The 26,562-nt window shown below is 53.1% G+C and carries 26 protein-coding genes, 1 tRNA gene and 1 pseudogene; 4 read left to right on the forward strand and 24 right to left on the reverse strand.

Annotated features, from left to right (window positions below; genetic code table 11):
• Positions 1 to 426 precede the first annotated feature (426 nt).
• The 7 genes from HA41_RS11290 to HA41_RS11320 all read right to left on the reverse strand — a co-directional run bounded on the left by HA41_RS11290 (position 427) and on the right by HA41_RS11320 (position 4,166).
• A complete protein-coding gene (locus HA41_RS11290; protein WP_094120878.1) occupies positions 427 to 1,221 on the reverse strand; it encodes a hypothetical protein in 795 nt (264 codons plus the stop codon).
• A gap of 9 nt (positions 1,222 to 1,230) precedes the next feature.
• Positions 1,231 to 1,845: a dUTP diphosphatase gene (gene dut, locus HA41_RS11295; protein ID WP_094120879.1), complete on the reverse strand. Its 615-nt coding sequence runs from the start codon at positions 1,843 to 1,845 to the stop codon at positions 1,231 to 1,233.
• Positions 1,832 to 2,065, reverse strand: coding sequence for a MarR family transcriptional regulator (locus tag HA41_RS20995; RefSeq protein ID WP_094120880.1), 234 nt, complete (start codon positions 2,063 to 2,065; stop codon positions 1,832 to 1,834). The genes dut and HA41_RS20995 overlap by 14 nt, the downstream gene beginning before the upstream one ends.
• Before the next feature lie 74 nt (positions 2,066 to 2,139).
• On the reverse strand, positions 2,140 to 2,322 hold the full coding sequence (locus HA41_RS11305) for a hypothetical protein (RefSeq protein ID WP_094120881.1): 183 nt from the start codon (positions 2,320 to 2,322) through the stop codon (positions 2,140 to 2,142).
• A gap of 111 nt (positions 2,323 to 2,433) precedes the next feature.
• Positions 2,434 to 2,892, reverse strand: a complete 459-nt coding sequence (locus tag HA41_RS11310; protein WP_094120882.1) for a hypothetical protein — start codon at positions 2,890 to 2,892, stop codon at positions 2,434 to 2,436.
• Positions 2,892 to 3,224: a hypothetical protein gene (locus HA41_RS11315; protein WP_094120883.1), complete on the reverse strand. Its 333-nt coding sequence runs from the start codon at positions 3,222 to 3,224 to the stop codon at positions 2,892 to 2,894. The genes HA41_RS11310 and HA41_RS11315 overlap by 1 nt, the downstream gene beginning before the upstream one ends.
• Positions 3,225 to 3,317: 93 nt before the next feature.
• Positions 3,318 to 4,166: a tyrosine-type recombinase/integrase gene (locus HA41_RS11320; protein ID WP_244175116.1), complete on the reverse strand. Its 849-nt coding sequence runs from the start codon at positions 4,164 to 4,166 to the stop codon at positions 3,318 to 3,320.
• Positions 4,167 to 4,967: 801 nt separating this feature from the next.
• Between HA41_RS11320 and HA41_RS11325 the strand changes: the two genes are divergently transcribed.
• Positions 4,968 to 6,047, forward strand: coding sequence for a hypothetical protein (locus HA41_RS11325; RefSeq protein WP_094120885.1), 1,080 nt, complete (start codon positions 4,968 to 4,970; stop codon positions 6,045 to 6,047).
• A 124-nt stretch (positions 6,048 to 6,171) separates the two neighbouring features.
• Here HA41_RS11325 and HA41_RS11330 read toward each other — a convergent pair whose 3' ends face one another.
• Both HA41_RS11330 and HA41_RS11335 read right to left on the reverse strand, forming a co-directional pair.
• Positions 6,172 to 7,683, reverse strand: a complete 1,512-nt coding sequence (locus HA41_RS11330; protein ID WP_094120886.1) for a terminase — start codon at positions 7,681 to 7,683, stop codon at positions 6,172 to 6,174.
• The gene (locus tag HA41_RS11335; protein WP_094120887.1) at positions 7,683 to 8,999 is read right to left on the reverse strand and encodes a hypothetical protein; all 1,317 of its coding nucleotides are present in this window, start codon (positions 8,997 to 8,999) and stop codon (positions 7,683 to 7,685) included. The genes HA41_RS11330 and HA41_RS11335 overlap by 1 nt, the downstream gene beginning before the upstream one ends.
• A 186-nt stretch (positions 9,000 to 9,185) precedes the next feature.
• On the opposite strand from HA41_RS11335, the gene parM reads away from it, so the two are divergent.
• Entirely contained in the window at positions 9,186 to 10,310 is a 1,125-nt protein-coding gene (gene parM, locus HA41_RS11340; RefSeq protein ID WP_094120888.1) for a ParM/StbA family protein, read from the forward strand.
• Between the two features lie 2 nt (positions 10,311 to 10,312).
• Complete coding sequence (locus tag HA41_RS11345; RefSeq protein WP_094120889.1) at positions 10,313 to 10,846, forward strand: SAM domain-containing protein; 534 nt, start codon at positions 10,313 to 10,315, stop codon at positions 10,844 to 10,846.
• Between the two features lie 16 nt (positions 10,847 to 10,862).
• On the opposite strand, the gene HA41_RS11350 is transcribed toward HA41_RS11345, so the two are convergent.
• A complete protein-coding gene (locus HA41_RS11350) occupies positions 10,863 to 11,270 on the reverse strand; it encodes a hypothetical protein (protein ID WP_094120890.1) in 408 nt (135 codons plus the stop codon).
• 560 nt (positions 11,271 to 11,830) lie between these two features.
• Here HA41_RS11350 and HA41_RS11355 point away from each other — a divergent pair.
• Positions 11,831 to 12,604, forward strand: a complete 774-nt coding sequence (locus HA41_RS11355) for a hypothetical protein (RefSeq protein WP_094120891.1) — start codon at positions 11,831 to 11,833, stop codon at positions 12,602 to 12,604.
• Positions 12,605 to 12,764: 160 nt separating this feature from the next.
• Here the strand turns inward: HA41_RS11355 and HA41_RS11360 are convergent, their stop codons facing one another.
• From HA41_RS11360 to HA41_RS21775, 14 genes and pseudogenes are all read right to left on the reverse strand, one after another.
• A complete protein-coding gene (locus HA41_RS11360) occupies positions 12,765 to 13,346 on the reverse strand; it encodes a Thoeris anti-defense Tad2 family protein (protein ID WP_094120892.1) in 582 nt (193 codons plus the stop codon).
• Between the two features lie 5 nt (positions 13,347 to 13,351).
• Positions 13,352 to 13,600, reverse strand: coding sequence for a hypothetical protein (locus HA41_RS11365; protein ID WP_094120893.1), 249 nt, complete (start codon positions 13,598 to 13,600; stop codon positions 13,352 to 13,354).
• Positions 13,601 to 13,882: 282 nt separating this feature from the next.
• On the reverse strand, positions 13,883 to 14,005 hold the full coding sequence (locus HA41_RS21535; RefSeq protein ID WP_258317811.1) for a hypothetical protein: 123 nt from the start codon (positions 14,003 to 14,005) through the stop codon (positions 13,883 to 13,885).
• 283 nt (positions 14,006 to 14,288) lie between these two features.
• A complete protein-coding gene (locus tag HA41_RS21540) occupies positions 14,289 to 14,417 on the reverse strand; it encodes a hypothetical protein (protein WP_008927007.1) in 129 nt (42 codons plus the stop codon).
• A gap of 740 nt (positions 14,418 to 15,157) precedes the next feature.
• A tRNA-OTHER gene (locus HA41_RS11370) sits at positions 15,158 to 15,230 on the reverse strand.
• Positions 15,231 to 15,667: 437 nt separating this feature from the next.
• A complete protein-coding gene (locus HA41_RS11375) occupies positions 15,668 to 16,957 on the reverse strand; it encodes a DNA-directed RNA polymerase subunit alpha C-terminal domain-containing protein (RefSeq protein WP_094120894.1) in 1,290 nt (429 codons plus the stop codon).
• A 141-nt stretch (positions 16,958 to 17,098) separates the two neighbouring features.
• Positions 17,099 to 17,395, reverse strand: coding sequence for a hypothetical protein (locus HA41_RS11380; RefSeq protein WP_094120895.1), 297 nt, complete (start codon positions 17,393 to 17,395; stop codon positions 17,099 to 17,101).
• The gene (locus HA41_RS11385) at positions 17,395 to 17,913 is read right to left on the reverse strand and encodes a hypothetical protein (RefSeq protein ID WP_094120896.1); all 519 of its coding nucleotides are present in this window, start codon (positions 17,911 to 17,913) and stop codon (positions 17,395 to 17,397) included. The genes HA41_RS11380 and HA41_RS11385 overlap by 1 nt, the downstream gene beginning before the upstream one ends.
• On the reverse strand, positions 17,914 to 18,495 hold the full coding sequence (locus HA41_RS11390; protein WP_208612760.1) for a PDDEXK family nuclease: 582 nt from the start codon (positions 18,493 to 18,495) through the stop codon (positions 17,914 to 17,916). It abuts the gene before it with no gap.
• Between the two features lie 146 nt (positions 18,496 to 18,641).
• On the reverse strand, positions 18,642 to 18,806 hold the full coding sequence (locus HA41_RS21000; protein ID WP_158086621.1) for a hypothetical protein: 165 nt from the start codon (positions 18,804 to 18,806) through the stop codon (positions 18,642 to 18,644).
• Between the two features lie 151 nt (positions 18,807 to 18,957).
• Entirely contained in the window at positions 18,958 to 19,242 is a 285-nt protein-coding gene (locus HA41_RS11395; protein WP_094120897.1) for a hypothetical protein, read from the reverse strand.
• 8 nt (positions 19,243 to 19,250) lie between these two features.
• Positions 19,251 to 19,679 (reverse strand): olxA, encoded by a 429-nt coding sequence (locus tag HA41_RS11400; RefSeq protein WP_094120898.1) that lies wholly within the window; start codon positions 19,677 to 19,679, stop codon positions 19,251 to 19,253.
• Positions 19,680 to 19,709: 30 nt separating this feature from the next.
• Positions 19,710 to 25,427: an SNF2-related protein gene (locus HA41_RS21375; protein ID WP_094120899.1), complete on the reverse strand. Its 5,718-nt coding sequence runs from the start codon at positions 25,425 to 25,427 to the stop codon at positions 19,710 to 19,712.
• 341 nt (positions 25,428 to 25,768) lie between these two features.
• A pseudogene (locus HA41_RS21775) lies at positions 25,769 to 26,512 on the reverse strand (class I SAM-dependent methyltransferase); the annotation flags it as partial.
• Positions 26,513 to 26,562 lie beyond the last annotated feature (50 nt).

Genomic DNA, 26,562 nt, shown 5'->3' on the forward strand with positions numbered 1-26,562 from the left:
ATAAGTATCCGATAAAAGTAATGTAGTAGGAATGTACTAATTACTATACGACACGAATCTACGTCAGACAATAGGATACTATTAATACAATAAGAGAGTACTTCTTAAGTACTAAGTAACTTGTTAATTCTTCTATCAAAGTACCTATACCATCATCAGCAAGATACTAACAATTCGATCAATACTCTAAGACCTTCCATCTTCTTTCAGGTACTGAAAAATTCATACATGTTTAAAGACCTTCCATTTACTTCTGATTGGGCGGCATAAAAAAAGCCCCTGTTAGGGGGCTTTGGAGCAAAGGCTAATGGCTACACAGGTTAAGAAATGCATCAAAAAATTAGCAAATCCTTAGAATATATTAAGCTGTTTAGCCACCAGCCTGATACACCTGCGCGCGGTAATTCCGGCAGGTCTTAACGCCTTTTACTCCGCTTTCTGCGGTTCTGCCGCTGGCGCTGCGGCCACCAGCTCCGGCTCAGGCTGTGGGGCGTCGGTTTTCGCCTTTGCCAGCAGGATAGTGCGCTGTAGCTGTGCCTTTTCACAGGCATCCTGCACCATATCTTGATCCAGACCGATCACCGCATACTTATCCAGATTCTCCATGCGGTAAAGACAGATTTCAGGCACTAAATCTTTCAGGCCTTTTTCATTTTGTGCAGTCACATAGAGCAGCTGCGGCTGACTATCCGCTCTATCCGGGATGTAAACATAAGCACGCTGGCCAACCCCTAATGCCTGAAGAAATAGAATGGCTACGGCTACGGACAAAGAAGGGTGCGCAAAGCTCATTGGTTGCATCTTACCTGCAAGAATGCCATGTGCTTTTACATCATACGGATTGTGCAAAGTAATGGTTTCTGCACGCCACTGTCCGGTCAGTGAACCAGAAACAAATGCCTCGCCAGTAACGTTCATGGGTATCTGACGCATCAGTACCTGGGAGAAGCTAAGATCCAGTGCCGGTGACAGAGGCTGTGCGTTGGCCATCTGATTAATCGCAGCAATGGCTTTTTCGCGCTCTGCGTCGTCGTTCGGTAAGTTTTGCTCATTGAGTAGCCAGTAACGATCATTTTTGTTAACCCATACCGTTACACCTTCGACATTCTCAGGCTCAAAGCCCAGCGACGCCAGAAGCGCGATATCAATATCTTCCGAACGAATTTCGTTCTTTTCGTTCAGCTCAATGGTCGTGCTTTTGCTGATAATGTACTTGGTCATGATCGGGCCTTATTTTCTAGTGGTCTTTTTGGTGACGGTCGCGGTGCTGGTGGTCTTGGACGCTGCTGGCTCTTCAGCCGGTGCAGCGTCGTCTACCGGCGCGGGCTCCTGCGAATCTGCCGGGGTGGTCACAGTTGAGTCTTCAGTAGGGGCCGGATCGGTCTGTACCGGCGTGGTAGAGCCAAAGCCGCCATCGCCGCGATTGGTCTCGGACAGGGTATCGACTTCTATCCAGGTGACAGCCTCCAATTTCTCAATCATCGCCTGCGCAATGACCATACCTGCTTTCGGCTCAATGAACTGGCCACCTTCATCAGCAATCATGCGCAGTCTGATCTCGCCACGGTAATCACTGTCGATAATGGCCACATTGTTAGCCAGGCGCAGGAAGTTATCCGTCGCCAGCCCGGAACGGGGATAAATCTTCATGCAGTAGCCTGGCGGGATCTCCACGGCTAGTCCGGTTGTGATCCACCATGCACGCGGCTGGCGAGCCGCGCCTGGCGTCTGTACAACATTGAGTTTCACGTCCAGCGCGGTGATATCCCACGCTGCAGCGCCGTCCGAACCACGGAACGGCAATTCGGCGTCTGGTGTGAGGCGTTTGATATTAACTTGTGGCATGACTTAACTCCGGTGATTTAAAGGTGTAGTGGCGGCGTTTACGAACAGAGTCCTCATACATTGGGACGTCTGTGTACTCCACCAGCCCGCGTGCAATGAGTTTCTTAACGGACTGCAGGAAAAGGGAATGGCTAACGTCAAACTCCTGACGCACGTTTCTGGCGGTGATGAACCGGCGCTTATCGAGCAGCATCAGAATGTATTCTTCAATCTTCCCCATCTTCAGGGGAGTCAGGCTGGTGGCATACGCGGCAGATACCGCCAGGGTGTATTCGTTATCGATGGATCGCGTAATCAGCCCGTTTTTTGCAGGTCCAGCAGCGTTCCCCGGATAACGTGCGTTGACGTGTCGGGTAGGGCGCGGGTAAAGCGGCGGCGCGTGGCGATACGCTCATCCTTCAACAGCATCAGCACGGCTGAGGCCGTTTCCGGATAGCGTGCGCGGAAAATTTTAAGTTTTGGTAAAAGGCGCTTCAAAGTTCTGTTATCCTTGCCAGTGGTTTATTTCGGATACCTACATCCAGTGGTTAACGTTTGAACCTGATTGATTGAACGGAATAAGGGAGCCAGCGATGGTTCCCTTTTTCTTTAGTCCTGCGTCCACTTCTGGCCCGTATCCACGCACACCACGCCGTGACACACGCGCCCCTGATCCAGCCTGAAGGCCATGCCCCCCAGCTTGCTGCGCCTGCGGCAGAATTGCGCGCCAGACAGATAGGCGTGCGGCACGCCGGAATCAATCGCGCCTTCCTCCGTACACTGGCCGTCTTCTGCGTCTGCATAGCCACGCGCAAACTCGCTCAGCACTTCGCGCCGGTCTTCAAAGCGGATGATCTCGCCGTGGTCCAGGTCGCGTGCGTACTCGATCGCGCCGTTCTTAACGAGTGATGCAATGGTTTTGGGGTGCCTGAATATTTCCTCGCCCCAGTACTGGCCGGTGCAGGAATCAACGTAAGAGCCGCTGGAATAGGTGCCGATAGGGTTAGAGACGTCGTGTGCCATAGCCACTGCCACGAAGAAGTTAACGACGTTGCCGGTAACTGACATTATTTCCCCGCAAAGAGCCGTTCCCGGCTGCTGAAGGTGTTTGTTTCCTGCCGGGTGAATACGTTGTCCACCAGCCCGACAAATGCGGCAAATTCACTTCTGTAATACTCCAGTAGCTTATTTGCGGCGCGTTCGGTGAGGTATTCCACGTAGTACCAGGCACTGTATTGGTCGATCCTGGGTTTTTCGAGGGTCAGTAATGGGACGGATTCTGACAGCGTAGAAACGCCATACTCCACCAGCGCCACGCCGTCGCGCTCGATGGCGGTAAAGGTCAGCTGGTGGCCGTCAATGATGAATGTGCGTGTCAGTAAGATTTGTTGTCTGGCCATCGGTATTCGCAGGATGCGGGATGGCCTGAATTGTGGGGGATAATAGCTACCGTTACAATTATTATTTCTTTAGATTTCGATAAACTTAATTCTCTATTCTCCGTCCAGTATTCCCGACATTTTGCCTTTCTGGCTTTCAGAGCGGCGCAGGTAGCGCATAACGGTTTTTGGGTCCTGCCAGGTACCTTCCTGCATGATCTGCGTAATTGTGGCGTCGCGTTCGGCCATATCCATCGCCGCACCCACACGGGCGCTGTGACCGGACCATTTTGCATAGCGGCCTTTGTTGTCCTGTACCGGCTCTTTACCCAGCAGATCCCAGGCGTCTTTGAATATCTTCTCTGTTGCCGGTGCTGACATAGGCTTTTCAGACACGCCAGCCGTGTTGTTGTGGCGGACCGGCCCGAAAACCATCGCGTCAGGATGATGAATCAGCCCTGACAGCTCCAGCCAGTGCACCAGATGACCGGCAGCGGCGCGGCTGAGGTGCTTAATCACGCCAGCCGCCGTGACCATTGTCTTTGTGTGAGACAGGTTAATGATCACATGGCCACTGTCGCTGATATCCAGATCGCGTACCCGGATACGACTGAGTTCGGACATACGGCAAAGGGTGTTGTAGGCCACAAACAGGAATGCCAGGTTGCGCTGATCGGTCAGCCGTTCGGAGCGCCCCATAAGGTGCGACAGTAGTTGCAGGTCCGGGAGGCGGAACGGCACAGCTTGGCCGGTGCGCTCCCCCTGCAGCACGGCTTCACGCCGGATGCGTTTCAGGGAGCGTTTCAGGTCCACGCTTCTCCTGAGTTCAGGCAGGCCGCTTTCCCGACATAGCATGTTCATCATGGCGTAATGCTTGTCGATGGTGCTCGATGCGAGGCCACTTTCTGCCATGTTAAGGAAGTATTCCCGCGCCAGATCTGGGTCGATCGGCAGATAGCCCACGTCACGCTCATTACACCAGAAAGCCCAGCGCCGGATAACGGATAACAGGTCGCGGAAAGTATTCTCGGAATAAGCGGCCTTATCTGCGATGAATCTCCGCAGGTTATTAGCAATATCTTCCGGCGTTAATTGCGTTAATTGCGTTAATTCAGCCGGGAGTGCGCCGGTCTTTATTTGAGCCAGATGTTTCATTTATATATTTCATCCCAAATCAGAGAGACAACGCTACGCGAAATCTACGAAAACAGCAGGGGTGTGATACGCCAGATTTCACGTAGCGACGCCTGATGCAAAACCGTACAGAAAGCACGCCTTTTGCCAGCGGCTTCGCTTACCTGATCATTTGATCATCAACCACTGATCAAGCATACATGAAACATTGGTAACTTTATATAAGGCTTATTATTTAAAGTTTCATTTTTCGTCACATTTTGCCCGATGCCTGCCTTAGAGAGTAGCTAAATCGAAAAATTTGCAAATTCGTTACGTTATTGTTCGTGATCGGCAGGATACCTTCATATATGATCATTTGGCATTCATTTGATTGCTTTCCGCAACTGTTATCACTGGAAACCTTCGGGTGGCGCGCACAGCGCCGGGTAACAGACACACACTTTTTGCACACAGTTTCATTAATGAGCCTGTACAGCAGAAATATCTGACAGATGCCAAATGCAGACTATTCTTATTATTGCAATTCTAAGGAGAGTTAATTTTACATGGCTACTGTTTCTGTCTATATTCGCCTGCATTAAGTCCAGAGAGACTTGTACCGCTCATTAATATTTTTGGAATACAATTATGCCTAACTTCAGCGATGTAGAATTTGAGAAGCGTTATAAACATTTTCTACAGGTACAAAAAGAGTGGCTGACTCTCATCACGGACAACCAGATTTTTAGCGATAGAAACTCCCTGGGTGAAGAATGCCGCCCGATTGGCTTTATCACTGACAAGAAAGACTTTAAGCGTGCTGAGCACCTACTGGCTGACTGGCAGAGCTTTGCTGACCTGGCAGAAGAAAAGCGCAAAGAGCGCTCTATCGCGATCACTACGAACCTCTATCTGCCGGTTCCCGTACTGATCATTAATCCAAAGCACGTCACTATTAACCGCTTCCGCGCAACGGCCACCTCGAACCACACCCGCGAAGATATCCTTAAGCGTTATGAGAAGCAGATAAACAAGCTGCGTAAGGTTCCTTTTGCTGCCGGTGCAATCATGTCGCTGGAAGATGAAATGAAAGGGATTGAAGCTGCAGCACCAGGCGCCATGTACCGCGCACGCACCAGCAACTACTCTGATATCCAGGTAACAGCGCGCTATACCGATGATAAGAAAGATGAAGGTGAATCTTTCCGCTATGGCGCACATGGCATGCTGATTTACGGCGACAAGCTGGATAAAGAGCGTGATATCAAGCTGAACGTTACGAGTAACGGTAATTACACGTCGCCATACGATGCTATCTCACCCGTACCATGTTCAATCCTGCCTAACGCCAAGCTGTACACCATGGAAGACGTGGAATACAGCAAGGTGCTGGCCGCGCAGCGTTCCTCAGTGGCGTACACCGTAAACACACGCCGCGCTCAGTTTGAGAACAGGGCAAAGGCTAAGATTGCGAAGGCAAAAGACGCAGCAGAAGCGCGTCTGTTTAAAGCTGAAATCGAAGAAAACCGCGATCTGCTGGAGAAGCTGGAAGCCTACGACTGGGCGCTCCTGGATAAGAAGGTAGCCGCTGGCGATACAGAACAGCTTACGATGCCTGAAATCCGTAAGCGTTACGGCGGAGAAGAGCCTCGCGCTGGAAAGAATATGCGTAACATGTACAGCCTGCTGCGTGAACTGGAAAGTAACCTGAAAAAGCAGGACAAATAATAATCAGTATTCTGCCACCAGCAGGAAAACAGAAGGGCGCATAAGCGCCCTTTTTGTGGGTGTTAATCAGGCAGTTAGCCCGATTTTCACCCAGTTACTGACTACAGTGGTTATCTGCTGGTGGTCACTGCAGCAGTGCATCCAGCTCCGATAACTCATCCAGCTTGCTCTGTGTAAAGTCAGCCATATCCTCGCTAAGTTCAGCCTCAGCCGGACGGTAGCCAATCAGGAAAATGAAGCAGTAAGTGTCCCAGCGGTCAGGCGACTTGATGTTAAGTTTCTGGCGCATCTGCGGCTTCGGCACCATCATGATCCGCCCCATTTCATCCATAAAGTACGGAATCTTTGAGGCCTGCTCTGCCGTGTGCTGTGAGATATCTATGCGCATCCTGCCCGACCGGATCGCATCAGCGGCCATGATGTTCGACCAGGCGCGCTGGTTCTTGAATCGCTCCCTCACCTTCTTACTGAATGGCGGCTGGCCCCAGCGGATGCTGATAGCGTTAACGCCACGGCGCTCAAGCTGCTTAAGCGTACCCGAACCCACGCCGTCGCCATCGACCGCAATGGTAATGCCCGGATAGCGCTCCTGCGTGCATTCGTTGGCGATGTAGTCACCGAAGGTAATCGGGTCCATCGTGCCTGGCATTTCCACCAGCTTAAACGACACGACACGGCGCGCATCACCGTACCCGGATACCTTACAGATGTTGAGTATCGACTTATCACGCCCGTTACCGACGTCAGCGGTGGCCACCCAGCCCCAGCCCTTCTCCAGAAACACTTTGCGGCGTGCTGCACGATCGCACTCATCACGCCCCAGCAGATAGCCGCTGACGTTGCGCGGGAAGCGGCCCAGCACCTTCACCATGTATTCCAGTGAGTCGCGGCCACCGTACTCCACCAGCTTCTCCCGGATGAATTTCAGGGTAACGTGTGGCGCTTCCTCGGAGTTAAGGACTATGGCATTCCAGAAGCCGTTAGGGTTATCCGGATTTTTGGCTAACGAATGGTGCGAGTCATAGAAGTAACCACTGGGGCGAGTAGGCTGCGACATCATCAGCATGCGGTTATCGTCTTCTGTCAGCGCACCACGCATGATTGCGATCGCTTTGTCAGAGATACCCGACGCCTCATCAAGGATCAGCAGGATGTGTGCGGCGTGCTCACCCGCCAGCGCTTCCTCGTTACCCAGGCGATAGCCCTTACACAGCACCTCCCATATACCCTTACGCGACTTCTCATAAAACATGGTGTCAGTCAGGGTGAAGTAGTTTTGTAGCCACGGGTGACGTCTGGCGGCGTTCGCCCAGTAGGTTTTGACGTACTTGAATACGCCGGTCTTAACCTGCCCGATTTTGTTGGCCACGATGATTACGCGGGCATCCGGATACATGATCATGTAGATAAGCAGCATCATGGCCGTAAGGGATGATTTACCGGTACCGTGTCCGGACGTAACGGTAGTCTGGCTCCCCGTCTCCTGTACGGAGTTCATGATCTCTTCCTGCTGCCAGGTGGGAATCATGCCAAACAGCTCAACGACGGCCAGCGCCCAGTTGTAGCGGTAGCGGATAACCATATCCCGCCAGCGCGGGTCCGTAGTGACGCTCTTTACGCGCTTCTTACCGCTCATCAGGCGTCATCCTCGCCCGTCATAACGGATTGCGTATCGGTCATAACGGATTCATCGTCGGTCATAACGGATATCTCAGGCGGGATATAATCGTCGTCTCCGTACAGTTCCGCCGTGGCCATGTAGTCAAAGTTGCCGTTGAGATTACCCTCGCCCGCTGTTTCGCCGGCGCGGTTCTCTCCGTCTGCCTGGACGTCACCGAATCCCCCGCCATCCACAAGTGCTGCCACTTCCGCACGGCGCGACTCAACAAACGCAGCGCTGGTGGCCTGCTGCTCCCGGAACTTACGCGCATCCCGGTCCAGTTCATCCTCAGTGACCGCGCCGCGCTCATCTACTGGCGGTTCGGCGTTCTTGAGCTCGTTCTCAAGGCGTCTGGATAGTGACTCTGGCAGTTTGATACCGTGCCGCTCGATGTACTCCGCCGTCTCCAGTAAATCCCAGTCCTTTTCTTCGCGCAGCTGGTAGGCACGGCTGATCACCTCACCGGCGTTATGCGTCAGCGCATGCTTCTCATTGTCTCGCCGGTTCTTGTCGGTGCCGCTGGCGATCGCCGCTACCCGTGTGGCGTGGTCATTGACGAGATAGCCGACTTCAATCATCAGCTTTGTCATTTTCAGGATGGGATGTGGTCCGCCGCCGCCTTCGTCATCATCCTTTTTGCCACCGTTCTTCAGGTTGTCGGCTTCCAACTCAAACAGATCTATTGCCCGCGCCGTGGTGCGCTTCAGGAGGTCCATGTGGGCCAGCGAGTCAAACAGCACCGTCATGGCGCTGGCTTCAACACCTTCACTCAGTACCTCTAATGCCGCTTCATAATCCTCCGGCCGCGGGAAGCCGCGCCGGTTGGCCACCAGCTTAGTTTCATGTCCTTCCTCAAACGGTTTTCCCTCCCCGCGGGGCTTCGGGGTGTGCTTCGGGCGCCCGGAATCCTGATCACCGGCATTTATGATCTTTTTGGCATGTGAAGCATTGGGCTTTTTCTTCGCGCCAGGCTGCGCTGCTGTCTCATCGCGTGGTTCGAGCACCCCCTCTAAAGCCGCGCTGTGCCTGATTTTGCGCCCGTTTCGACGGATGATCAGGTCTTCTTTTCTGGTTTGATCATTTTGATGATCAGAAGCGTGATCACTCAAATGATCATGATTGTGATCACCAGCCTGATCACGCATTGCGGCCAGCGCTTTACCGTTCAGCTCCCGGCGTGCGGTGTTAAACGGCAGACCGTAGTGCTCACAGTATTCTTTGACGGTTATCCCGCTCTGCGCCTTCTGCTCGATGAAGGCTTTTCTGTGGTCATCCCAGTTAACTTTGGACATGGTTTATCGTTCAAAAAGAGGCCAATAAACCGGGATGGTATGGAGTCTGTAATTTGTAGTGATCACAATAATGATCAGGTACTACACAAACGCGCTGAAAAGTTACCGTTTAAGTGTCATTTTTTTTAAATTAGTGATACTTTTAAACCTCAATCAAAGTACGAAATAAACCACTGGATAATTTAAATGACTAATAAAAAAGCTGTTTTAGTAGCTGTAGATGCGGGTTCAGGTAACGTTACGATTGCCTATGAGGAAGACGGCCAATGGCTTTCCCTTATCACCCCTTCACTGGTCCATGAGGGCCACCAGCAGTCCTACTCAAACCATGCGTCAGCTACTTGGTTTACCGAAAATGATAACGGGAACGAAGCAGCCTATACCGTCGTTAAAAAGGGTTTTACTGACCTGTACGACACCTGCGACCCGGACTACCAGATTTCCGCCCCACACCGTGTGCTGGTTCATGAATGCCTGAAACGTGCTGGCATCGTGGATTGCGACGTCATCCTGGGTGAAACCCTGCCAATCGGGCAGTTCTACAGCGGCACCGGCGTTATCAATCAGGACCGTATCAACCGCAAAGTTGAAAGCCTGAAAAAGCCTGTGCGCAACTATAGCGGCGACGTCGCGCCAGCGCGTATCAGACATGTTGAAGTCTTCCCGGAAGCCGTACCGGCGATTCTGGCCGCACAGACAGAGTTTCCTGATCTGGAGCAGGCACAGACCATTCTCGTGATTGATATCGGCAGATTCACCTGTGATATCGCTATCGTGGATGAAGAGCTGGTGCCAATTAAAAAGGCCAGCTTTGAGCACGGCATTCAGAAGATGATCAATCGCGTTCTGGTGCTGCTGCAGGAGTTTGAAAAGACTTCCGGACGCTCATTCAACGCTGAAGAAATCCCGGTTGGCATCGTTGACGACATTATCCGTCAGGGCTATATCGGTTCACGTATGGAAGCCGCTAAAGACAAGCGTATCGACGTAACCAGCGTTATCGATCAGGCAGCGGGTGAACTGGCGTCAGAAATCTGGCGTGACGTGCGTTCTTTACTGCGCAACGTAATTGCCCTTGATGCTGTTCTGGTTGTTGGTGGCGGTGCTAACTATCTGGCTGGCCGTCAGGCAGGCCTGAGCGACCATACAGCTGACTGGCACGATATGGTCATCATCCCGGCACAGCCAGAGCTTTCCATTGCGCGTGGCGTATTCATGGCGCTTATGTCGTCAGAGGATGAGCTGCGCGAAACGATCAAAGAGACGGCAAAAGTAAGCGACATTAAAAGCCGCGCCAGCGATAAAGGTTAACTATGAGTCAGGTATTAAGATTAAGTGGGCTGGAGGACGACGGGTTACTCACCGGCGCTGCTCTGGCTGAATATAACCGGTTGCAGACCAACGCGGCCAAGCGTAGCTATCTGGTGCGTCTGGTGCGCAGTGGCTACGCGCTGGATGAAATGGGCCTGAGTCCCGTCATCGAGCTGTTGCAGACAACTGACGGAAAAAAGTTCCTGAAAATGTCTGAGCGTGAGCGCCTGCAGCGTCTGCTTACCATGATTAGCGCCCTGCTGGGTGAAAGCGCTGGCGTGCCGGTTGCTGCTGCGCCACCAGCGACAGAAAAGGCCATGCCGGAGTCAGTCGAGCCACCAGCAGCCGAATCTGCGCCAGTGGAACCCGTCGCTACAGCTGAGCCTGCACAGCCAGTCGCTCCGCCTGCCCGGAGTTCAACTGAGTCTCTGGACGATGATGATAGGCCACAGGCATGGGGCGGACCGTCTATGGCTAAAGCAGGTAAGGCACGCAGCCTGCTTAACGCTAGCAAAAAGAACGTCGGACAGTCCTGATTACCCTCAGCCCCGTTCACATGAGCGGGGCATTTTCGATTCTTCCCCTTCTGCACATATCCATCAGTTCCCTTGCCAGCGCGCATACTGACAGCTGTTCCAGTTCCTTTTTCTGGAGAACCATCTTCGTGGCGCTTTCCACACACAGGGAATCGTAATTTAGATCCTTTCTTCCGCGCACTTTGAAGATATAGCCGTTCATGGCCTCCAGGCGATACTGCCGGGGATAGGCGTCAGGATGTACCCGGCATTGTGCGAACGGCGAACGAACAAAGGAGCGCAGGATATTGGAGATGATGCCGGTATTCACCACTAAGTGCGGGTATTCCGTTTCCACCAGCCTGGTGACTTCGGCCACTGTCATGTAGTCCCGTCTGCGTATTAACAGATCGGCTACCTCTATACTGCTCACCTTTTGTTCCATGTACTGCTCCGCTTGAATTGAATGCAAGCAATTCTAAGGATTGTGTAATCCGAGCAAGTGATAACGATGTAAATATCGCCATTTTTAGCAGGTATGAATGTGTTTTCAGGATGATTTTGGCTAAGACAGGCGTATGGCTAAACTGGATGGTGGGCTTTATCAGGACGTGACGATCGCAGTACTGGTGGTATCTACTGACACTCTCAGAGCTAATTAACAGTACCGATTATAGATATAGCATCTAACGGTAATATCACGGTGAATCCAGATTTCACACTTAGATTTTCAACCATAATCGGCATCTATTGTGCTGGATTAGTATGTTCTCCCGGCTGTGGGGCATCAGGAGGTTTGCGAAGGTTTTTTGAAGTTTATAGCCATAAGTTACTATGTCACGTCTCAGCAACTGAGACTTCACCTAACTTGACCGTTGCTCTAAAGTGTTCAGGTGGCCAGATTCAATCTGCCGTTACATTTGAAAATAATGGCACTTTGGCTGCATCTAAACAGGTCAGTATTTTCTTAAGATTCTTCATTCGGCCATTCTAGTAGGGAGAAGTATGTCGTCAGAAAATTTTGTTACCTTCTGGCTTGCCAGAGCCGATCTTCCATATTTTATTGAACCGCATGAATTTTATGTTTCAGAAGCTAAAAGTAGACTTCTATCGCAGTTTGGCGATTTAGGAGAAGAAGCAGAAAAGAGAGAACTACAGTATTTGGAGACTGCCGCGCAATATTTCGACCCTGAGTACGATGATCCGATGAGTGCCTATGAGCAAGCTTACAGCGCGGGGACCGATTATGCGTGGTCGCTTCTGGAGATGCAAAATACCGTGGTATTGGCATTAACAGCAGGAATGTATCACCAGTTTGATAAAAAACTAAGAGAACACACCATAAAAGAGCTAAGTAATTGGTGTAAAAGAGAATTAATTACCACTATGATCTGGAAGTTAACTTTCCATCAGCTTATAGATTTACTCGAATGGATTGGTCTCAAGATTAATGGAACCGGATATGGGGAAAAGATAAAAGCCTGTAATTTAGTAGTAAACGTATACAAGCATGGGGACGGCGATGCTCATCAAAAACTATCATTAGATTACCCTGAATACTATCCATATCCTACAGGTGTTCATCGTAACCAGAGCGCACCTAACCATGATGATTTGCATGTCTCTGAAGAACAATTTGTAGAATTTGCTGATGCAATAACGGCATTCTGGAACGCGGTTCCTGAAAATTGTTATTACTCAGGTCTAAAAGAAGAACCAAAATGGTTAGATCATTTAGTGAAAAAAATAGAAAAAAAACAGAAGGGGAATAGGAGTTAATTACTGCATCAGGACATATCGCAAATTCAGTGGCCAGCTTCATCTAAGTGTACCTGTTGAGACTGATGATGTCCGCTTCTAACACTTAGCGGACATAGAATAAACTCAAACATAGGTTAAAGTACTCAGCACAATTTAATGAGTATGTGTCTTTTGACTTCTAAACGAGCCGCCAATCTGTTGCCAGCAAATCTTCAGAAACAGGCGACCAGTTAGAGACAGTCAGCTGTTCTGCGTCAACGAGCAGAAGCTGAGGCATCTGCGTGACAGTAGCCTTCGGATTGCAGTCAAAGTAACGTGCCGGTACGCCGTACATGTCTGTTCCCATTAGCGCGGCGCGCATCATGCCTCTGTTGAGTCGGAGATATACTCCCTTCCCCCATGTTTCCCGTGCCACCTTACAGCCTTCAGATAGCCATAGTTGTGCCACGGCCAGCGGTGCATTCTCCTGCCTGAAATTCAGTTCGCCCTTCTCAATCATCGCTTCATTTTGCAGGATCAGACCGTTCAACTTAATTAGCGCGACACAGGCGGCGTGGTTCAGGGTTTCGCCATAACCGGTCATTGTCAGGCCGTTTTTACTGATAACGGCGGCATATCCGGTGTTTTTGGTCTCGGACGTCTCTGTAATGGTGTATCCAAGACGAGCAATGACCGCCAGAAGTGCCATATAGTCGCCTGCGTAGTCAGCTTCGGCATCTGCGAACATAGCGATCGTGGCATTTAATTGTTGAGCGGTCATCACTATCAGTAGCCTCGTTTCTGTTTGCGCTTCTGCGCTGCTTGTCTGCGTTTCTTTTCAGCGGAGCGGTGCTGCTGTGCTTCAGCAATGCTTGTGGCCAAGCGACGTATTCCCTGTTTGATCTCTTCCTGTGCTGGTGGCCGGGTATCGCCCACCAGCAATGTTCTTACCTGCGGCACGGGAACAGTTGGCGGACGGCGGGCTACCCAGCTGAGGCTTCCCACAATTGCGCCCATCAGTGCGATCTTCTTCATGTGTTTTCTCTTCCTGCAGGCGTGCAGAATCCCCGGCAGGTGCCGGTGATTAAATCTCACCTGGTTTAATCCGGCGTGTGATACGCACGGCGATAATTTAAAGCCTGCGCCGGCGCGTGGCCGGGTAGCTGTAATGGCATTGTGCTGTCCGGATTCGAACCGGCTACCGTCCGTCTGTCCCCATCAGGCCTTACAGCTATTCAATGGAACGGCGGTTGCTTCCGTTAAGCGACAACACAACGGTAAAAGCGCATTGCAGGCGCGCTTACCTGTTGTTCTGTCTCAGCCTGCCACCAGCTGCGCGATAAGCCATTTATGACCGGCAAACAGTCCGGCATTAAGCAGGCAGTGAAACATGGCAAACTGCATGGCTCTGATGGTCTTTGTGTAGGTGCTGTCACTCATGCGCATTGCGTCCGGATTAACTTAATGTCTTACCCTGATGATGCCTGATTATCATGTTTAGCGTTAGTGGTGGCCGGTGCCATACCCGGCAAGTAACCTCTCAAGTGACTGGTCAACCTGGTTACTGGCGGCTCAACCCCTGTGTACGCGACTGATGGAAGCGGGGGCCAGTCTTGCGATCGCAGCAGCAACTGCGAATGCACCACAACGGATAGAGCACTGACCATTCCTAGTCCAATGGCGCTTTGCGCAAAGCATCAATGCTCTTTCCTGTTGGTGTGCCTTATTTGCGGCGCTGCTTCTTCCTGCCGCCTCTTACCGCCTTGATGAATGTCTCGATGGCATAGATGGCCACCAGCGCATAAATCACGGTGAGAAACGGGTGCTCTGCAGCAAACTCTGATAACGACATATTGCGTCCTGTCGTGGGAAATGGGGTTGTTGTGATCGTTTTCCGTTAGCGCGATTGATCCATGAGGCGGGACTTAAACCCGCTTTGCTTTCGCAGCCCATCGCTGACCGCCTGTGTTTATTCACAGACAAGGCTTTCGCCCGTGGATTCCAGATCCACAACTCCTACGGTGTGTTAAAGCGATCACCACAACGGTCGAGAACACTGAGCAACCACGCGCCAGGTGTTATTTTCAGTCACCTGCCAGTGTCCTCGCCGTTATGGGCTGGTCTTTCCCAGCCGTCACGGCATGTTGAGGTCTGCCGATACCCTGCCCCGCCACCAGCCAAATTAGCCAGTAAACAGGGCATCGCCTGGTGTTGACGTGTAATGCATGGGGGGCTGGTGCCACCAGCTGTCCGATACGGAATCTACGGACGGGTTATGTAAAGGAATTTGCAAAGCGTCAGGTAACTGTTCCGTCCCACGTGCGCACAGCCGCATTCCCCCATTTGTGAGCGCGCTGACAGAGGTAATCTTTCGCCAAACGCCAGTAAAACGACAGAAGCACCAGCGCGCTCACAAATGGTGATCCCTTACGAGGATCAGGCGGGAACATGTTTAAGCCTCATGGGGCGTTCTATGCGCGGGATTAGTCCATCAACCGCGTTCACTGCCATGACAGGAGGGGCTACTTGCCGTTCACCCTACTCATAACACACCCGGAAAAAGCTAATAACCGGGGGCGGCCCGTTACGAACTGGTACATGGGGCCGGATTTGAACCGGCGGCGGACTTAACAACTTCTGCGTTCGGCCTCTTCGCTACCCATGCTGAATAATTGCCGGTGCATACCCGGCGCGGACACTTAGGTATCTGGTCAACCTGCCCGCTTGCGTAACAAATAGGTGTGGAGGCACCTGCCAGATTTGCATTGCGTTTGCCTCGCTTGCCAAAGCGTTTCCCCGTTTCAGCCGTCAGCACACCTTAATGCGCTCACGGCTGAACCTGAAAAAAAGCCCGGAAACTACCGGGCATAAAATCCTACACACACACAGCAAAGCCTACTCTGGAATAGACTTTGATTTGTGAAAAAAACGCGGATTAAACAGACAGTTATGCCTAACCCGCCAAATGCCTACCATGATTTTGTATAGAGTCGTAATGCCCTTGTCAGCGGGGAGAAATGTACACAAAATGGAGCTATGAATCAATTAATATCTAAGAGTTTTCTTAGATTTTCAAAGCTAGTGAAGAGAGGTATGGGAGAGTTAGCGGCGCTTTACTTTCGGGTTTGTAATGTTCTCAATATCACCGTTGGCTTTCGCCCATTTTATGCACCAGCTGTTCACGGCAGCGCGGATCTCCATCACAGAAGCCTCGCTTAGCCCCTTCACTTTCGCCAGTTCAGCAGGCAGCTCGCCACCAGCATCAGCAACCGTCTCATATCCGGCCTTAGTCAGTGCATTGAGGGCGCGTGTCGGTATGGCCAGCTCAGAGACCGGCGCGGCTTTGCCGTCCAGAATGCGCTGGTGGAGACGCGGGAAATCCTGCGCTACGCGCTTCATGATCCGTGCGTGGAGCTCGTCGTTAACAGCGGTATCCCACATCGGCTCAAGGTCCGGCAGCAGGCGGAATACCGGATTGCCCCATATACCTGGCACCACGTCCATTGCCAGCATCATCGCGGTGCGGATCTGGAAATGGAAATCAGCCGTCTCAATAGAGACGTCGCGGATGCCGTGGAAGACGCTCAGACCAAAGTGAAAGTTGTAGATGTAGCAGCCCACGTCACCGGAGCCGTCCGGCAGCTGAAGCAGGAACTGCTGCACGTCTTCCCGGCCATCGTGGAAATCGACGCGCTCTTTCAGGTGGTTATACAGCGCGGTTGTCTTAAGCAGATCGTTAGCCGTCTCAGCGCGCTGGCGGCGCTCGTCGCCTACAACCTTATCCGCGATGTTCAGTTTGCTCTGTAAGTCCTGGCGCTTAACGCTTTCCTTTTTGCGGTCAGCGCGCATCTGCGAAATGGTTTTGTCACGCTCGTTCAGGTCAGTCGCCAGGCGCTCAGGGTGCTTACGGCGGTACTGTGAGTGCTCCTGATTCAGCGTGGCCAACGCCAGCTGTGCGGTCGTCAGGGCTGACTCCATATTCTGCAGCTTCGTTTCCGCTCTGATTGCGCGGTTCTCTGCTTCCAGCACGCTTTCTTTTGCCGCGTCTCTGGCTTCTTCAATGGCGTTCTGCGCATCGAGACGGATTTTAGTTACTTCGTTGTGGAGTGCGGACTGCGCGGCCAGCTGCTGTTGTACCTGCTCCAGCGCCTCTAACATCAGATTGTAGGTATCCGCTTCATAATTGAGGCGCATACCGATATCGATCTGGATCTGCTCCAGAGCGTTAGTGCAGTTATCAAGAAGGCGCAGCTCCAGGTCATCAAGCGTCAGGCGTTTACGGACGGAATTAAGCTGGCCGTAGGCGGTAACAAAGGCCTGGTGAAGTACATCGTCATCAACGTTGCATTCAGGGAGATTTTGCAGCTGCTGGAGTGGAGCGAGAGTTGTCATAGTGAGAATCAGATCCGCGTTTGAATTGCGGCGGATGATAACTCGAAATTAACCACTGTCTAAGAGTTTTCTTAGATTTCATTGAATGATTGAAGAAGGACAGCTGGTGACATTGTCCCGGACTCCGCCACCAGCAGAGGATTACAGCAGTTTTAACGCCGCTATGACTACGGCGGCTATAGTGACAATCATCAATACATTCAGCAGTACAGACGGCACTTTGATCTCGCCGGTCTCATACTCTGCCTGCGTCATGCGGCCCAGGTAACTGTGCGAGACCAGCACTGCATTTTCGTCAAAGCTCAGCGTAACCCGGACATTCTCCAGCACCTGACGGGATACCTGTCGCGTGGCCAGCTGGACCACACCGGATCGCATCTTACCGTTGTCGCCCATGTAACAGACCGAATGGTAATGAAATGGCTTATTGAGGCCCATCAGCTGATAACTACCCAGTCACAGACGCGCATATCTTCAATACTCATATCATGCATTTCTGCAGTGCCGTCCGGATGAGTCAGTTCCAGCACGTCACAGCCTTCATGCTCCTGCTCCAGAGACACAAAATAACCCGGCTTCCACGCTTCACGACGCATCAGCAAAGCCGGATCTTCTTTCATTTTCAGCAAGGCCTGGTCATAGCTGCACGCAATGGCACCGATACCAATTTTGCTCAAAGATTCGATCTGTGCCGTAGTCATGCGTCCGCGTCCTTCTGTTAATGATTTTCTCAAGATGTAGCTAATCCCCTTCACGCCGCCGAAATAGTTCAGCTGGCGGTTGCTCATGCCGCTGCGCGTCATAAGCTCCTGCTTAGGTACTTTAAATATGCCGACGTCCATAGCCATGTCGGCAAAAACCGATAGCACCATGCCTAAGCCGTCACGCGTTTTTTTGCGTCGCGCATACTGCTTAAACGTGGGGCAACCGGTAAAAAATTGCGCATCAAAAAGCACTTATTCGCTCCAGAAACCGTCATTCTCGTGCGCTGGCATTGCTTCACCGGCTGTGAGAACTGCGTACTGCTCAATCACGCTGATCGTTTCTTCAGGTGAAAAAGATAAAAGAACGTAATACCCCTGCGCCTTGAGGCGACGCATCCACGTCACCTGCTGCTCTGAAGGCTTACGCTTACCGTGTTTCTGCTCTACCCGCATTCCGTGATAGATGCCTGCCGGTATTTCCAGGGACATATCCGGAACGCCCCGCTTTGCGCCCTCAGCCTCAATTGCTACGGCGGTCGCCTTTAGGCGAAATCCTCCGTTAGGTACGGCATACAGATGGTCATAAATAACCCTGTTGTGACGGTGAAAATGGTCAAAGATTCGAACCTGATCGTAGTGCTCTTGCCTGCCTTTAAACAGATCGGGTTTTTTGACGAGAATGGCCAGCGCTTGAGCGTGAACCGATATTTCAGTAACTGCTGCTAACCAGGCAGACGCTTTGCCGGATTTTACCGACGCTCCACCAGCAGATTTATTAGCTACTTTTGGACGGGTTTTTTTGCTTATTTTTGTAGGAGTGCAACCACTCTTCATTGAAGCGCATATCCGGATTTGCCAACCGATGATTAAATAGTCTAAAAGGTGGATCTGCGTTGGGGGGTATTTTTAACGCTGAGACGGGAAAAAACAAGCCTGTAATCTACATCTTTCAAAGATAATGATTACAGGCAGTTATCAGTTTACTGGTGCGCCATCCACATAAACATCAGGGTATAGACAAGACCGGTTGTGGACAGACCGAGTACAACAAATTTGCCGATCATATCAGGAATCGTTGTGGTTTCTGCTGCCTGAGCCTTGTTTGGAGTGGTATTAACAAAATCACGCTGCGCAAAATTATTCATGGTATATTCTCTTTGTTAGGTGCAGGGGTGTACGTCGCCAAACTGAACCCCTGCAAAGTGAAAGCCCGGCCATATGGTCGGGCTTTTTCTTTGTCGCTGCCTTACCTGCTTAATGTAATCTAAGGGTTTTCTAATTTACCGTCAATAATATTCATGACTTTTCGTCACTTTTCGCCTGCAACAAGGCTCCAGAGGCAGCTTTCAGGCGCTCAAGTGCATCCTGCAGGGCGAAAATCCAGCTGGTTTTGTCCAGTTCCCGTACCCGCTTGACCCTCTCCTTTGTGTAGGGATTAATGACCCATACCCATGTTTCAATGTCCTTGCGGTCGCGCATCGTGAATACCCCTGTCGGGGGGTAAAAATTCAGCTCCGCGCCATTGGCATAGGCATAGGCTTCCAGTTCCTCCAGCTTGAGGTATTTGTTTTCTCGCGGCACGGTGTCTCCTAATATCTTCTTTTCTCTATGGATTCATCATAGCTGACGTACAGATAAGGTTCAGTATCATCCGCCGACGGCACAACAGGAAGCAGATGGTAAGCATTGAATACTGCATCGTTCTCAGTGCGCTCGTCAGCATACAGATGAGCAGCAATGATCGTGAGAGCAGGACGTGAAAGTGAATATATTTCAGCGATGTCACTTTCAACTACCTGCCCAAATTTAGTAGTAGCACGTTCCAGCAATAACGTTTTAATCGCAGGCCACCATGGACCGAAAGCCCGGTAGGCGAGTCTCGCACTGCTGACGCGCTTTACTAAATTTTCCAGATAGTTTACTGAAAATGCTTCTTCGGTTCGCCCGTCCAGTGCCAGCGGTAGCAGGCTCTCGATGTAAGTTTCGGTCGGTTTAATGGTATCAATCAGTGTGGTCATATTAGACGGCCCTTTCGGGCCGCTCCTGAATTATGCGTTTACAATATCGCTGCGTAATGCATCAAGATCGTGAGAAGAAGGAATGAGCCAGGCGGCCTGTGTGAACTCGTTTCCGGCTACCGGATCTTCTTCGAAGTTCCAGAATTTCGCGCCGTATTTCTCTTTGATGAGGTCACGCACAGCTTTACGCTTGAGTACCGGCGTGTCGGTGGTATCCGTCAGCACGTAGGCACCACCAGCCGGGAAGTTGATTTTAAAGGTGCGGTTCCTCCACTTACGCGAAGCCACCAGCTCCTGCTCGTTTTTCATGACCTGGAAGCCATCGGACTGCTTCTGTACCTGTGCTGTGCGCACGGTCGTTGCCGCTGCCGCTGCGAGTCTTTGAGCCTCATCGCGGCGAGCCTTCACAGCATCAGGTGACAGCTTGCCGGTAATCATCCCTTTGTAGTCATCCCACGTTACGGCGTAATCCCGATATCCGCCTTTCTCGATCTGCTCCAGCCACGCATAAACCTCATTTAACCGGCTCATAACGGCGGAGGATGAGGTAAACGTTTCGGCACTGATCGCGGCTTCATCGAGCGCGCCCAGTGAAACGCCGGCACGCAGATAAACTGCAGCAGGCGATTCGGTAACAGTGGCCGGTCGGGTAATGTCCGATTGTGCGTCAAATTTCGACTTCACCAGAAGCACAGCAATACCGGCCTGGCTGTCGCTCTCGCTCATCTGGCGGAACTGCTGCAGCGCCGCGGCGGCATACTGCTCTGTCAGTGACCTGATTGCCTGCATCTTGCCGTCGGCCATCTCGTTACGCAGCTGATCGAATATCACTTCATACTCGTTACGGTTGGAAAACCCTTCCATGCCGTTACGGAACTGGCGAATACTGATCGAGTTGCTCCAGTAGTAACGGTCCTGCCCTGCGCCCAGGAAAGCAGCGTGTGCTTCTTCATCCGTTGCGCCGGTCATCGTCCGCTTTCTGGAGTCGTTTGCTTCAAACTCAGCCACCAGCCGCTTAAAGACTTTAACCACGTCCGCCATGCCCGCCTGCTTCCCGTAAGCCTGCAATGCCGAGTCGTAGTTGCGGCCAAACATCGCCTTAAAGAAGCCCTGCGCGCTGTAGATGTTGTTATCAACGCTGTACTGATAAAGCTCGCGCTTCAGCTGCTCGTCGCTGTGGTCCGGATACAGCCACGTTTCAGCCGGACGCTCTTCGCTGGCGCTGATCGTGCCGCTGAGGTAAGCCAGTTTCAGCCTGCCGTCGCTGTCGCGGTACAGCCATCCGTCTGTGCGCACATTCAGGACGCCAGCGTGAATGGCCGCGTAGAAGTCAGCACGGCTCAGCGTGTCCGCCAGGTCTGTCGGCTCGATGCCTTTCGCAGCTGTCTGGAGCGCTTTTGCCTGGTCACTGGTGATATCCACGCGGTCGCCCACCAGCGCAGACGGCATTTCAGCAAAGCCACCTACGTTCGGACCGGTATAGCAGCGCAGCGGCTTGTGGATCAGCTCAACCTCAACCGTATTTTTCTCCGGGAAGAATTTGCGGATCTGGAATACGCCCTTTTCTTCGCGGTCATCGTTGAGCCAGATTTCATAGGTCGCGCCAATTCGCAGCAGCTGGCCATCAGGCAGTTTCATGTACTGCTCCGGGGCGCGCAGCACTTCCGGATCGACTTCCAGTGCGCCGGACTTGATTGCGCGCTCTACTTCCCCGCGGGAGCGCTTGATGGTGCTGGCCGCACTTTTGGAACGAGTGAGTGCCTTGCGTGCTCCGCTCAGCTCCTGCTCCAGCTTCTTCTGCTTCGCCAGGCCTTCACGGAGTGCAGCACGCGCTACGCGACGGTCCTGACCGCGCCACTGATCCGCTGACCGTTTGCCATACTTCTCAACTTCGAGGTTATAGGCGGCTTCAGCTTCGGTGACATCCTCGCGATAACCATCAATCTCGTCGTTGATCGCATCAAAGGCAGCAGACAGCTTGGTAATGTTGTCTTCAAGCACTTCAACGGGTGTTGCAGCCGCAACGCTTGCCTTCAGGTAGATATCCAGCGCGGCAGCGGCTTCACGCTCGGCCTGCTGGCGGTCCGCTTCACGCTTCGCTTTCAGCTGTGCATCCACGCGGGCGCGGCGCTCTTCCGGGTTAGCGGCCAGCAGCAGGCTCTGCTCTTCTTTGGACTCCACATCACCGTTTTTAATGCTGGAAACGTCAGATTTCATGACGTCGTTGATCCAGTTTTTCTTGCGCTGCAGCGTCTCTAAGCGGAACTCGTCAAATGACCCTTTGCCACAGTAGTAATGCACGCGCATGGTGTCGCGCTCGGAGCCCACGCGGGCGCCGCGTCCGTTACGCTGGTCAATACTGGCTGGCGTCCAGGGGAGTGTCAGATGGTGCGTATCAGCGGTGCCTTTGTGCAGGTTGATCCCCACTTCGGCCTTTTTGTTGCAGATGATGATTGGCGTGCGGCCTTCGTTGTAGTCGGCGGCGATCCCTTCCATCCCGGCCAACGAGGCGTCACTCATTGCGGCCTGATAATCCTCATAGCGCGCCAGTTCTTCGTAGTACTTATCCCATGCGCCGTCCTTAAAACTGCCGTCCGCTTTTTCCACCGGCTCAACCGGTTTCTTCACGGGCTTAACCTTCACGCCGGACGCTTTACTGACTGTCGTGGCATTGATAATGCCTACCTGCTGCTCTGTCAGGCCCAGCGCGCTGGCGATAATGCGTCGCAGCTTGTTATGCTGGGACTTCTCATCCATGAAAATGATCTGCTTACCGTCCGGCAGGCCTGCCTTCAGGTTCTCAATCAGCGCGGCATACTTTGGCGGTACCGGGTGAGAGACGTTTTGCATACTGATACCGGCAGCAGCGATTGCGTCCAGTACCTGCTGCTCCAGCGTGTCGCTCACTACCAGCTCCACGACGCCCCCGCGATCCTTCAGCGTGGTCTTGACTACCTTGCTGGTGCGCGTATCGGTAAGGCCGGTTTCCGCATCCTCAGCGGTCTCTTCATCATCACCGGCAAGCAGCTGGCCACCAGCCTCACCCGGCAGCGCACGCGCCACCTGTTTCGCCAGTTCTACGTCCTCTTCACGGAATCGGAACGTGATAGCGGAGCGGTACAGGTCCGGATCGATAACCACCTTATCCATGTCGCGGATAACAGAGAAAATGAAATCGTCGTCGTTCTGCACAATGGACATGGTGCCGTCGCCGTTGTCCTGCACGGTTTCCTTCTGTCCGATACGGCTGGCGCGCACGCGGAGCTCTTCATAAAGCTCCTTCTGATCCCGCGTCATTGGCACGCCAACGGTTTTCTCGTCGAGGCCTGGGATCTTCACGCTGTCTTTCACGTCAGCAGCAGATTTAAGCGTCGTCCAGCGATGGAAGATGCCGCGCAGACCATCAAGGTTTTTGAAGCCCACCAGCCCCTGCTTGTCCTCCAGTTCGCCTGAAATCTTCTGGACAGTAACGGTGTCGGTTTCCCCGAATACACGTACAAAGTCATCCGGCGTGAGTATCCCCATCGCCTTCCACTCATCCAGCGACACGACGTGTGACAGCATGTTAAAGGCGTCAATCGGGGAGTTAACCAGCGGCGTTGCGGTCAGCATAACGACGCCGCGGCCGTTGTACTTTTTCATCATGTACTGGCTTTTTACGGCCATATCGCGGGCAATCTTTGAGACGGACGGATTAGGCAGGTACGCCAGCTGGCCTGCTTCACGTCCTGCGCTGTGCGAGTTGCGGTAGTTATGCCCTTCATCTGCGATCACGCTGTCAAAGTGCATATCCTCAAAGTACGGGATCTGGCTCTTTTTCTTCGTGCCGGTATCGGCGGCTTTGTCGCGGAGTTTGTTACGGGACGTGGCGGCGCGGTGAGTAGACTTCATCAGGTCCGTGCGGCCATTCTCAATCTGGTTAAAGACAGCCTGGCTGGAGTTTTCCTCAATCGTCTCCGGATGCATTGGGATATCGCCAAACTGCTCTTTAGTCATTACCACGGCGCGGTAGTTGGAGACCGGGATCATGTTCATGCGCTCAAGCACAGTTGCGGCCGCGGACTCTTTCACCACGTTACGCATCACCGGCTGGCCGTCTTTGTCCAGTTTCGGCTCGTTGTTCTCGTCACGCTCCTGGGCCTGCATGATCTGGCCATCTTCACCGCGCACTTCATCCAGCCCGACAAACAGCATGTTCTGGAAGGCTTCGGCACTGTAAAAGCTCTGCGCTTCGTGATACCAGTTCTGGAGGACGGCTTTCGGCACGACGTAAACGGTACGCTTACTGCGCCCTACCTCGTAGTTGTAGGCTTCCAGCGCCAGCGCCGTCGTGGTTTTACCCAGGCCTGTGCCAAAGCCCATGATGCCGCGGCCATCTTCCGACAGGCGCCGGACTTCCGCATTCTGATAGCTCAGAGGAATACGTTTGCCGCTGATCTGCTGCAGCTGCAGCGAGGCAGACGAGTGCTCAAACGGAACGTAGCCGTTAAAGGCGTCGTTGTAGTCGCTGACGACGGTTTCCACATCCGGGTGCGTGCGCAGCCAGTCGTTGAAATGTGACTCCAGATCGCTGATGCGCTTCAGGTACGCATTGGCATTTACCCCGCGTGGCTTCACGCCGTTGAGGTAATTTTCCAGCTGGTTGTAGAAGCCGTCTTTGTAGCTGGCGCGCTTGAACTCGGTCACGCCGCCTTTACTGGTGACAGATCGAACCTGATAGCCAGAGAAAACGCCGTCCTTGCCCGCGTAGTTGTCTTCTGCGGTCAGATAGCCATTGTCGTTTGCCAGATCCTGCGTGTATTTGAAGTCATCAAAGCCCTGCTCGATCAGAAACTCTTTGATCAGGCGACGGTCCAGCCAGCGGGCATTGAGGTTTACCGTAATGTCTTCAACCGGCGTGTGCTTGCGCTTCTCGTTAATGGCTTCCAGCTGGCGGACATAGTTCGCCTTTACCGGGCCATCCGGCGCATCATCAATCAGCCCCGCCAGGCGGGAAACTTTGCCGCGCACGTTGCCGCTGGTGGCGCGTGCCAGCGGCATGATATTGCCGTTGCCATCGAGGGCGATCTCCGGGAATGTCGCCAGGTGCGCCAGCAGCGCGTCGTCATCTTCCGGCAGCTGGCCGGTAAACGCGGCACGGAAAGCGGCCAGCGCAACCGGGACCATATCAACGTCGCTGAAAAGGTGTGATACCACCTGCTCCGGGCTGGCGAAATCGACTGCCACGGCTTCGCTGCGGTCGATGGTGCCGTTCAGCAGCGCGGACAGATCGCCCTCACGGCTCACGTTGGCCTGAAAACTCAGCCAGCCTTTCGCGCTGGCGTCAGACAGCCCCGCCAGTTTCAGGCCTTTCGGCGTGCCGTACTGGCCCACTTCTTCGCTCACCAGACGGGCAGCGTCGGCAATGATGCCGCTGGCGTCGCCGCCCAGCATCTGCGTATTCAGCGCGTCATTGATACGCAAACCGATGATCGAGGCACGCATAACGCGCCAGCGGTGGCCGGGTTTCTGCTGCATGGCGAAACGGATCGCAGCATGGGTGCGATCGTCAAACAGCTGTGGGTATTCGACGCTGGCGGCGTAAAGTTCGCGGCTATCAAGCGACAGCATGCCGTTAATGGTGCGGGTTTTTGTCTGGAGATCGCCAAACGTGGCCGCGCCAAACCGCTTCGCATCAATCCCGCTCGATGCCGTGGTGGCGTCTTTGATAAACCGGGTGCCGTCATAGGTGTGCCATACGCCAGCCATGAGGCGCTTATCACCTTCAACCGGCGACTGCCAGACGGCGGCACACGTACCCAGCCGATCCCAGTCAATGCGGCTGTCAAAACGGCGTGACAGTGCAGCTTCATAGCCTCATTAGTCAGCTGGCCATCTTTCTTGACCACCAGAATATTATTGAAGTCAGATCGCTCGGTTTCACCGTGAACAAAGCGACGGCCTTCGGTTTCAAACCACTTGCCCCGGATGAACGTTGGCCACAGCACGCTTGCCGCCTCAAGAGACTGATCATCGCTGTTATGCACCAACTGCGTCAGCGCCTCGGTATGCTTGCGCAGTACCCACACATCCACCACCGTTGCGGTACCGCTTTCGGCAAACGTGCCGGACGGCATGCGGTGCGCGCCCAGGAACTCCGCCACGCGGGAGACGCGATCGCGCAGCTTCTTGTTGTTGCCGCCGCCGTCGGTCATGCCGTTAGGAACCACCAGCACCACCAGCCCGCCGAATTTCACCTTGTCGATGGTGCGCATCACAAAGTAATGGCCAACGTTGGTTTCATCGCGGTAAGCCGGGTCGAGCTCGGCAAAGCCTGTGCGCGAGTCGCCAAACGGCACGTTACCTACGGCGTGGTCATAGCTGTTATCCGGCACAGATGCCGCCAGCTTCTCAAATGCGCCCAGGCGAACATCGTCCTCCGGGTGCAGCAGCTGGTTGATACGTCCGGACGTGTCAGAAATCTCAGCTGACGTCATCATAGCGCCAGCCGGTTTTGTCTCCTGGAAAACGCCAGTACCGGCTGACGGCTCCAGCATGTGACCGCTGGTAATACCGTAATCGGAAAACAGATCCCAAATACCCTCGGCCATGAAAGGCGGAGTGTAGTACTCGTACTGACTGCCGCCGCTTCCTTCCAGACCGCCCTCACCGCTATAGCCCGCCAGTACCCGGCGCTGTTCATCAGTCAGTTTGTTGCCGTTGAAGCCCTGCGGCAGAGAGTTAAGCAGTGCGATCGCATTGTCGTTTGCACTCCGGCGCTCACGCTGCAGGCTCACGCCTTCACGCTTGGTCACGCCAAACGCGACTACGGTCCGCTGTTTGTGCAGACGCATGACCAGCCGGATCAGTTCTTCAACCGATCCCGCCTCCTGCACCGCCCTGT

This window comes from Pantoea conspicua (assembly GCF_002095315.1).
Classification (GTDB): domain Bacteria; phylum Pseudomonadota; class Gammaproteobacteria; order Enterobacterales; family Enterobacteriaceae; genus Pantoea; species Pantoea conspicua.

Bases quoted from the DNA above. Each gene is read 5' to 3' on its own strand.
- HA41_RS11330 (WP_094120886.1), bottom strand. From the start codon at position 7,683: ATGAGCGGTAAGAAGCGCGTAAAGAGCGTCACTACGGACCCGCGCTGG.
- HA41_RS11365 (WP_094120893.1), bottom strand. From the start codon at position 13,600: ATGAAGAAGATCGCACTGATGGGCGCAATTGTGGGAAGCCTCAGCTGG.
- HA41_RS11315 (WP_094120883.1), bottom strand. From the start codon at position 3,224: ATGGCCAGACAACAAATCTTACTGACACGCACATTCATCATTGACGGC.
- HA41_RS21535 (WP_258317811.1), bottom strand. From the start codon at position 14,005: ATGAGTGACAGCACCTACACAAAGACCATCAGAGCCATGCAGTTTGCC.
- HA41_RS20995 (WP_094120880.1), bottom strand. From the start codon at position 2,065: ATGGGGAAGATTGAAGAATACATTCTGATGCTGCTCGATAAGCGCCGG.
- dut (WP_094120879.1), bottom strand. From the start codon at position 1,845: ATGCCACAAGTTAATATCAAACGCCTCACACCAGACGCCGAATTGCCG.
- HA41_RS21000 (WP_158086621.1), bottom strand. From the start codon at position 18,806: ATGAATAATTTTGCGCAGCGTGATTTTGTTAATACCACTCCAAACAAG.
- HA41_RS11360 (WP_094120892.1), bottom strand. From the start codon at position 13,346: ATGACCGCTCAACAATTAAATGCCACGATCGCTATGTTCGCAGATGCC.
- HA41_RS11400 (WP_094120898.1), bottom strand. From the start codon at position 19,679: ATGACCACACTGATTGATACCATTAAACCGACCGAAACTTACATCGAG.
- HA41_RS21375 (WP_094120899.1), bottom strand. From the start codon at position 25,427: ATGGCTGGCGTATGGCACACCTATGACGGCACCCGGTTTATCAAAGAC.
- parM (WP_094120888.1), top strand. From the start codon at position 9,186: ATGACTAATAAAAAAGCTGTTTTAGTAGCTGTAGATGCGGGTTCAGGT.
- HA41_RS11355 (WP_094120891.1), top strand. From the start codon at position 11,831: ATGTCGTCAGAAAATTTTGTTACCTTCTGGCTTGCCAGAGCCGATCTT.
- HA41_RS11325 (WP_094120885.1), top strand. From the start codon at position 4,968: ATGCCTAACTTCAGCGATGTAGAATTTGAGAAGCGTTATAAACATTTT.
- HA41_RS11350 (WP_094120890.1), bottom strand. From the start codon at position 11,270: ATGGAACAAAAGGTGAGCAGTATAGAGGTAGCCGATCTGTTAATACGC.
- HA41_RS11380 (WP_094120895.1), bottom strand. From the start codon at position 17,395: ATGGGCCTCAATAAGCCATTTCATTACCATTCGGTCTGTTACATGGGC.
- HA41_RS21540 (WP_008927007.1), bottom strand. From the start codon at position 14,417: ATGTCGTTATCAGAGTTTGCTGCAGAGCACCCGTTTCTCACCGTGATT.
- HA41_RS11375 (WP_094120894.1), bottom strand. From the start codon at position 16,957: ATGACAACTCTCGCTCCACTCCAGCAGCTGCAAAATCTCCCTGAATGC.
- HA41_RS11345 (WP_094120889.1), top strand. From the start codon at position 10,313: ATGAGTCAGGTATTAAGATTAAGTGGGCTGGAGGACGACGGGTTACTC.
- HA41_RS11290 (WP_094120878.1), bottom strand. From the start codon at position 1,221: ATGACCAAGTACATTATCAGCAAAAGCACGACCATTGAGCTGAACGAA.
- HA41_RS11335 (WP_094120887.1), bottom strand. From the start codon at position 8,999: ATGTCCAAAGTTAACTGGGATGACCACAGAAAAGCCTTCATCGAGCAG.
- HA41_RS11310 (WP_094120882.1), bottom strand. From the start codon at position 2,892: ATGTCAGTTACCGGCAACGTCGTTAACTTCTTCGTGGCAGTGGCTATG.
- HA41_RS11390 (WP_208612760.1), bottom strand. From the start codon at position 18,495: ATGAAGAGTGGTTGCACTCCTACAAAAATAAGCAAAAAAACCCGTCCA.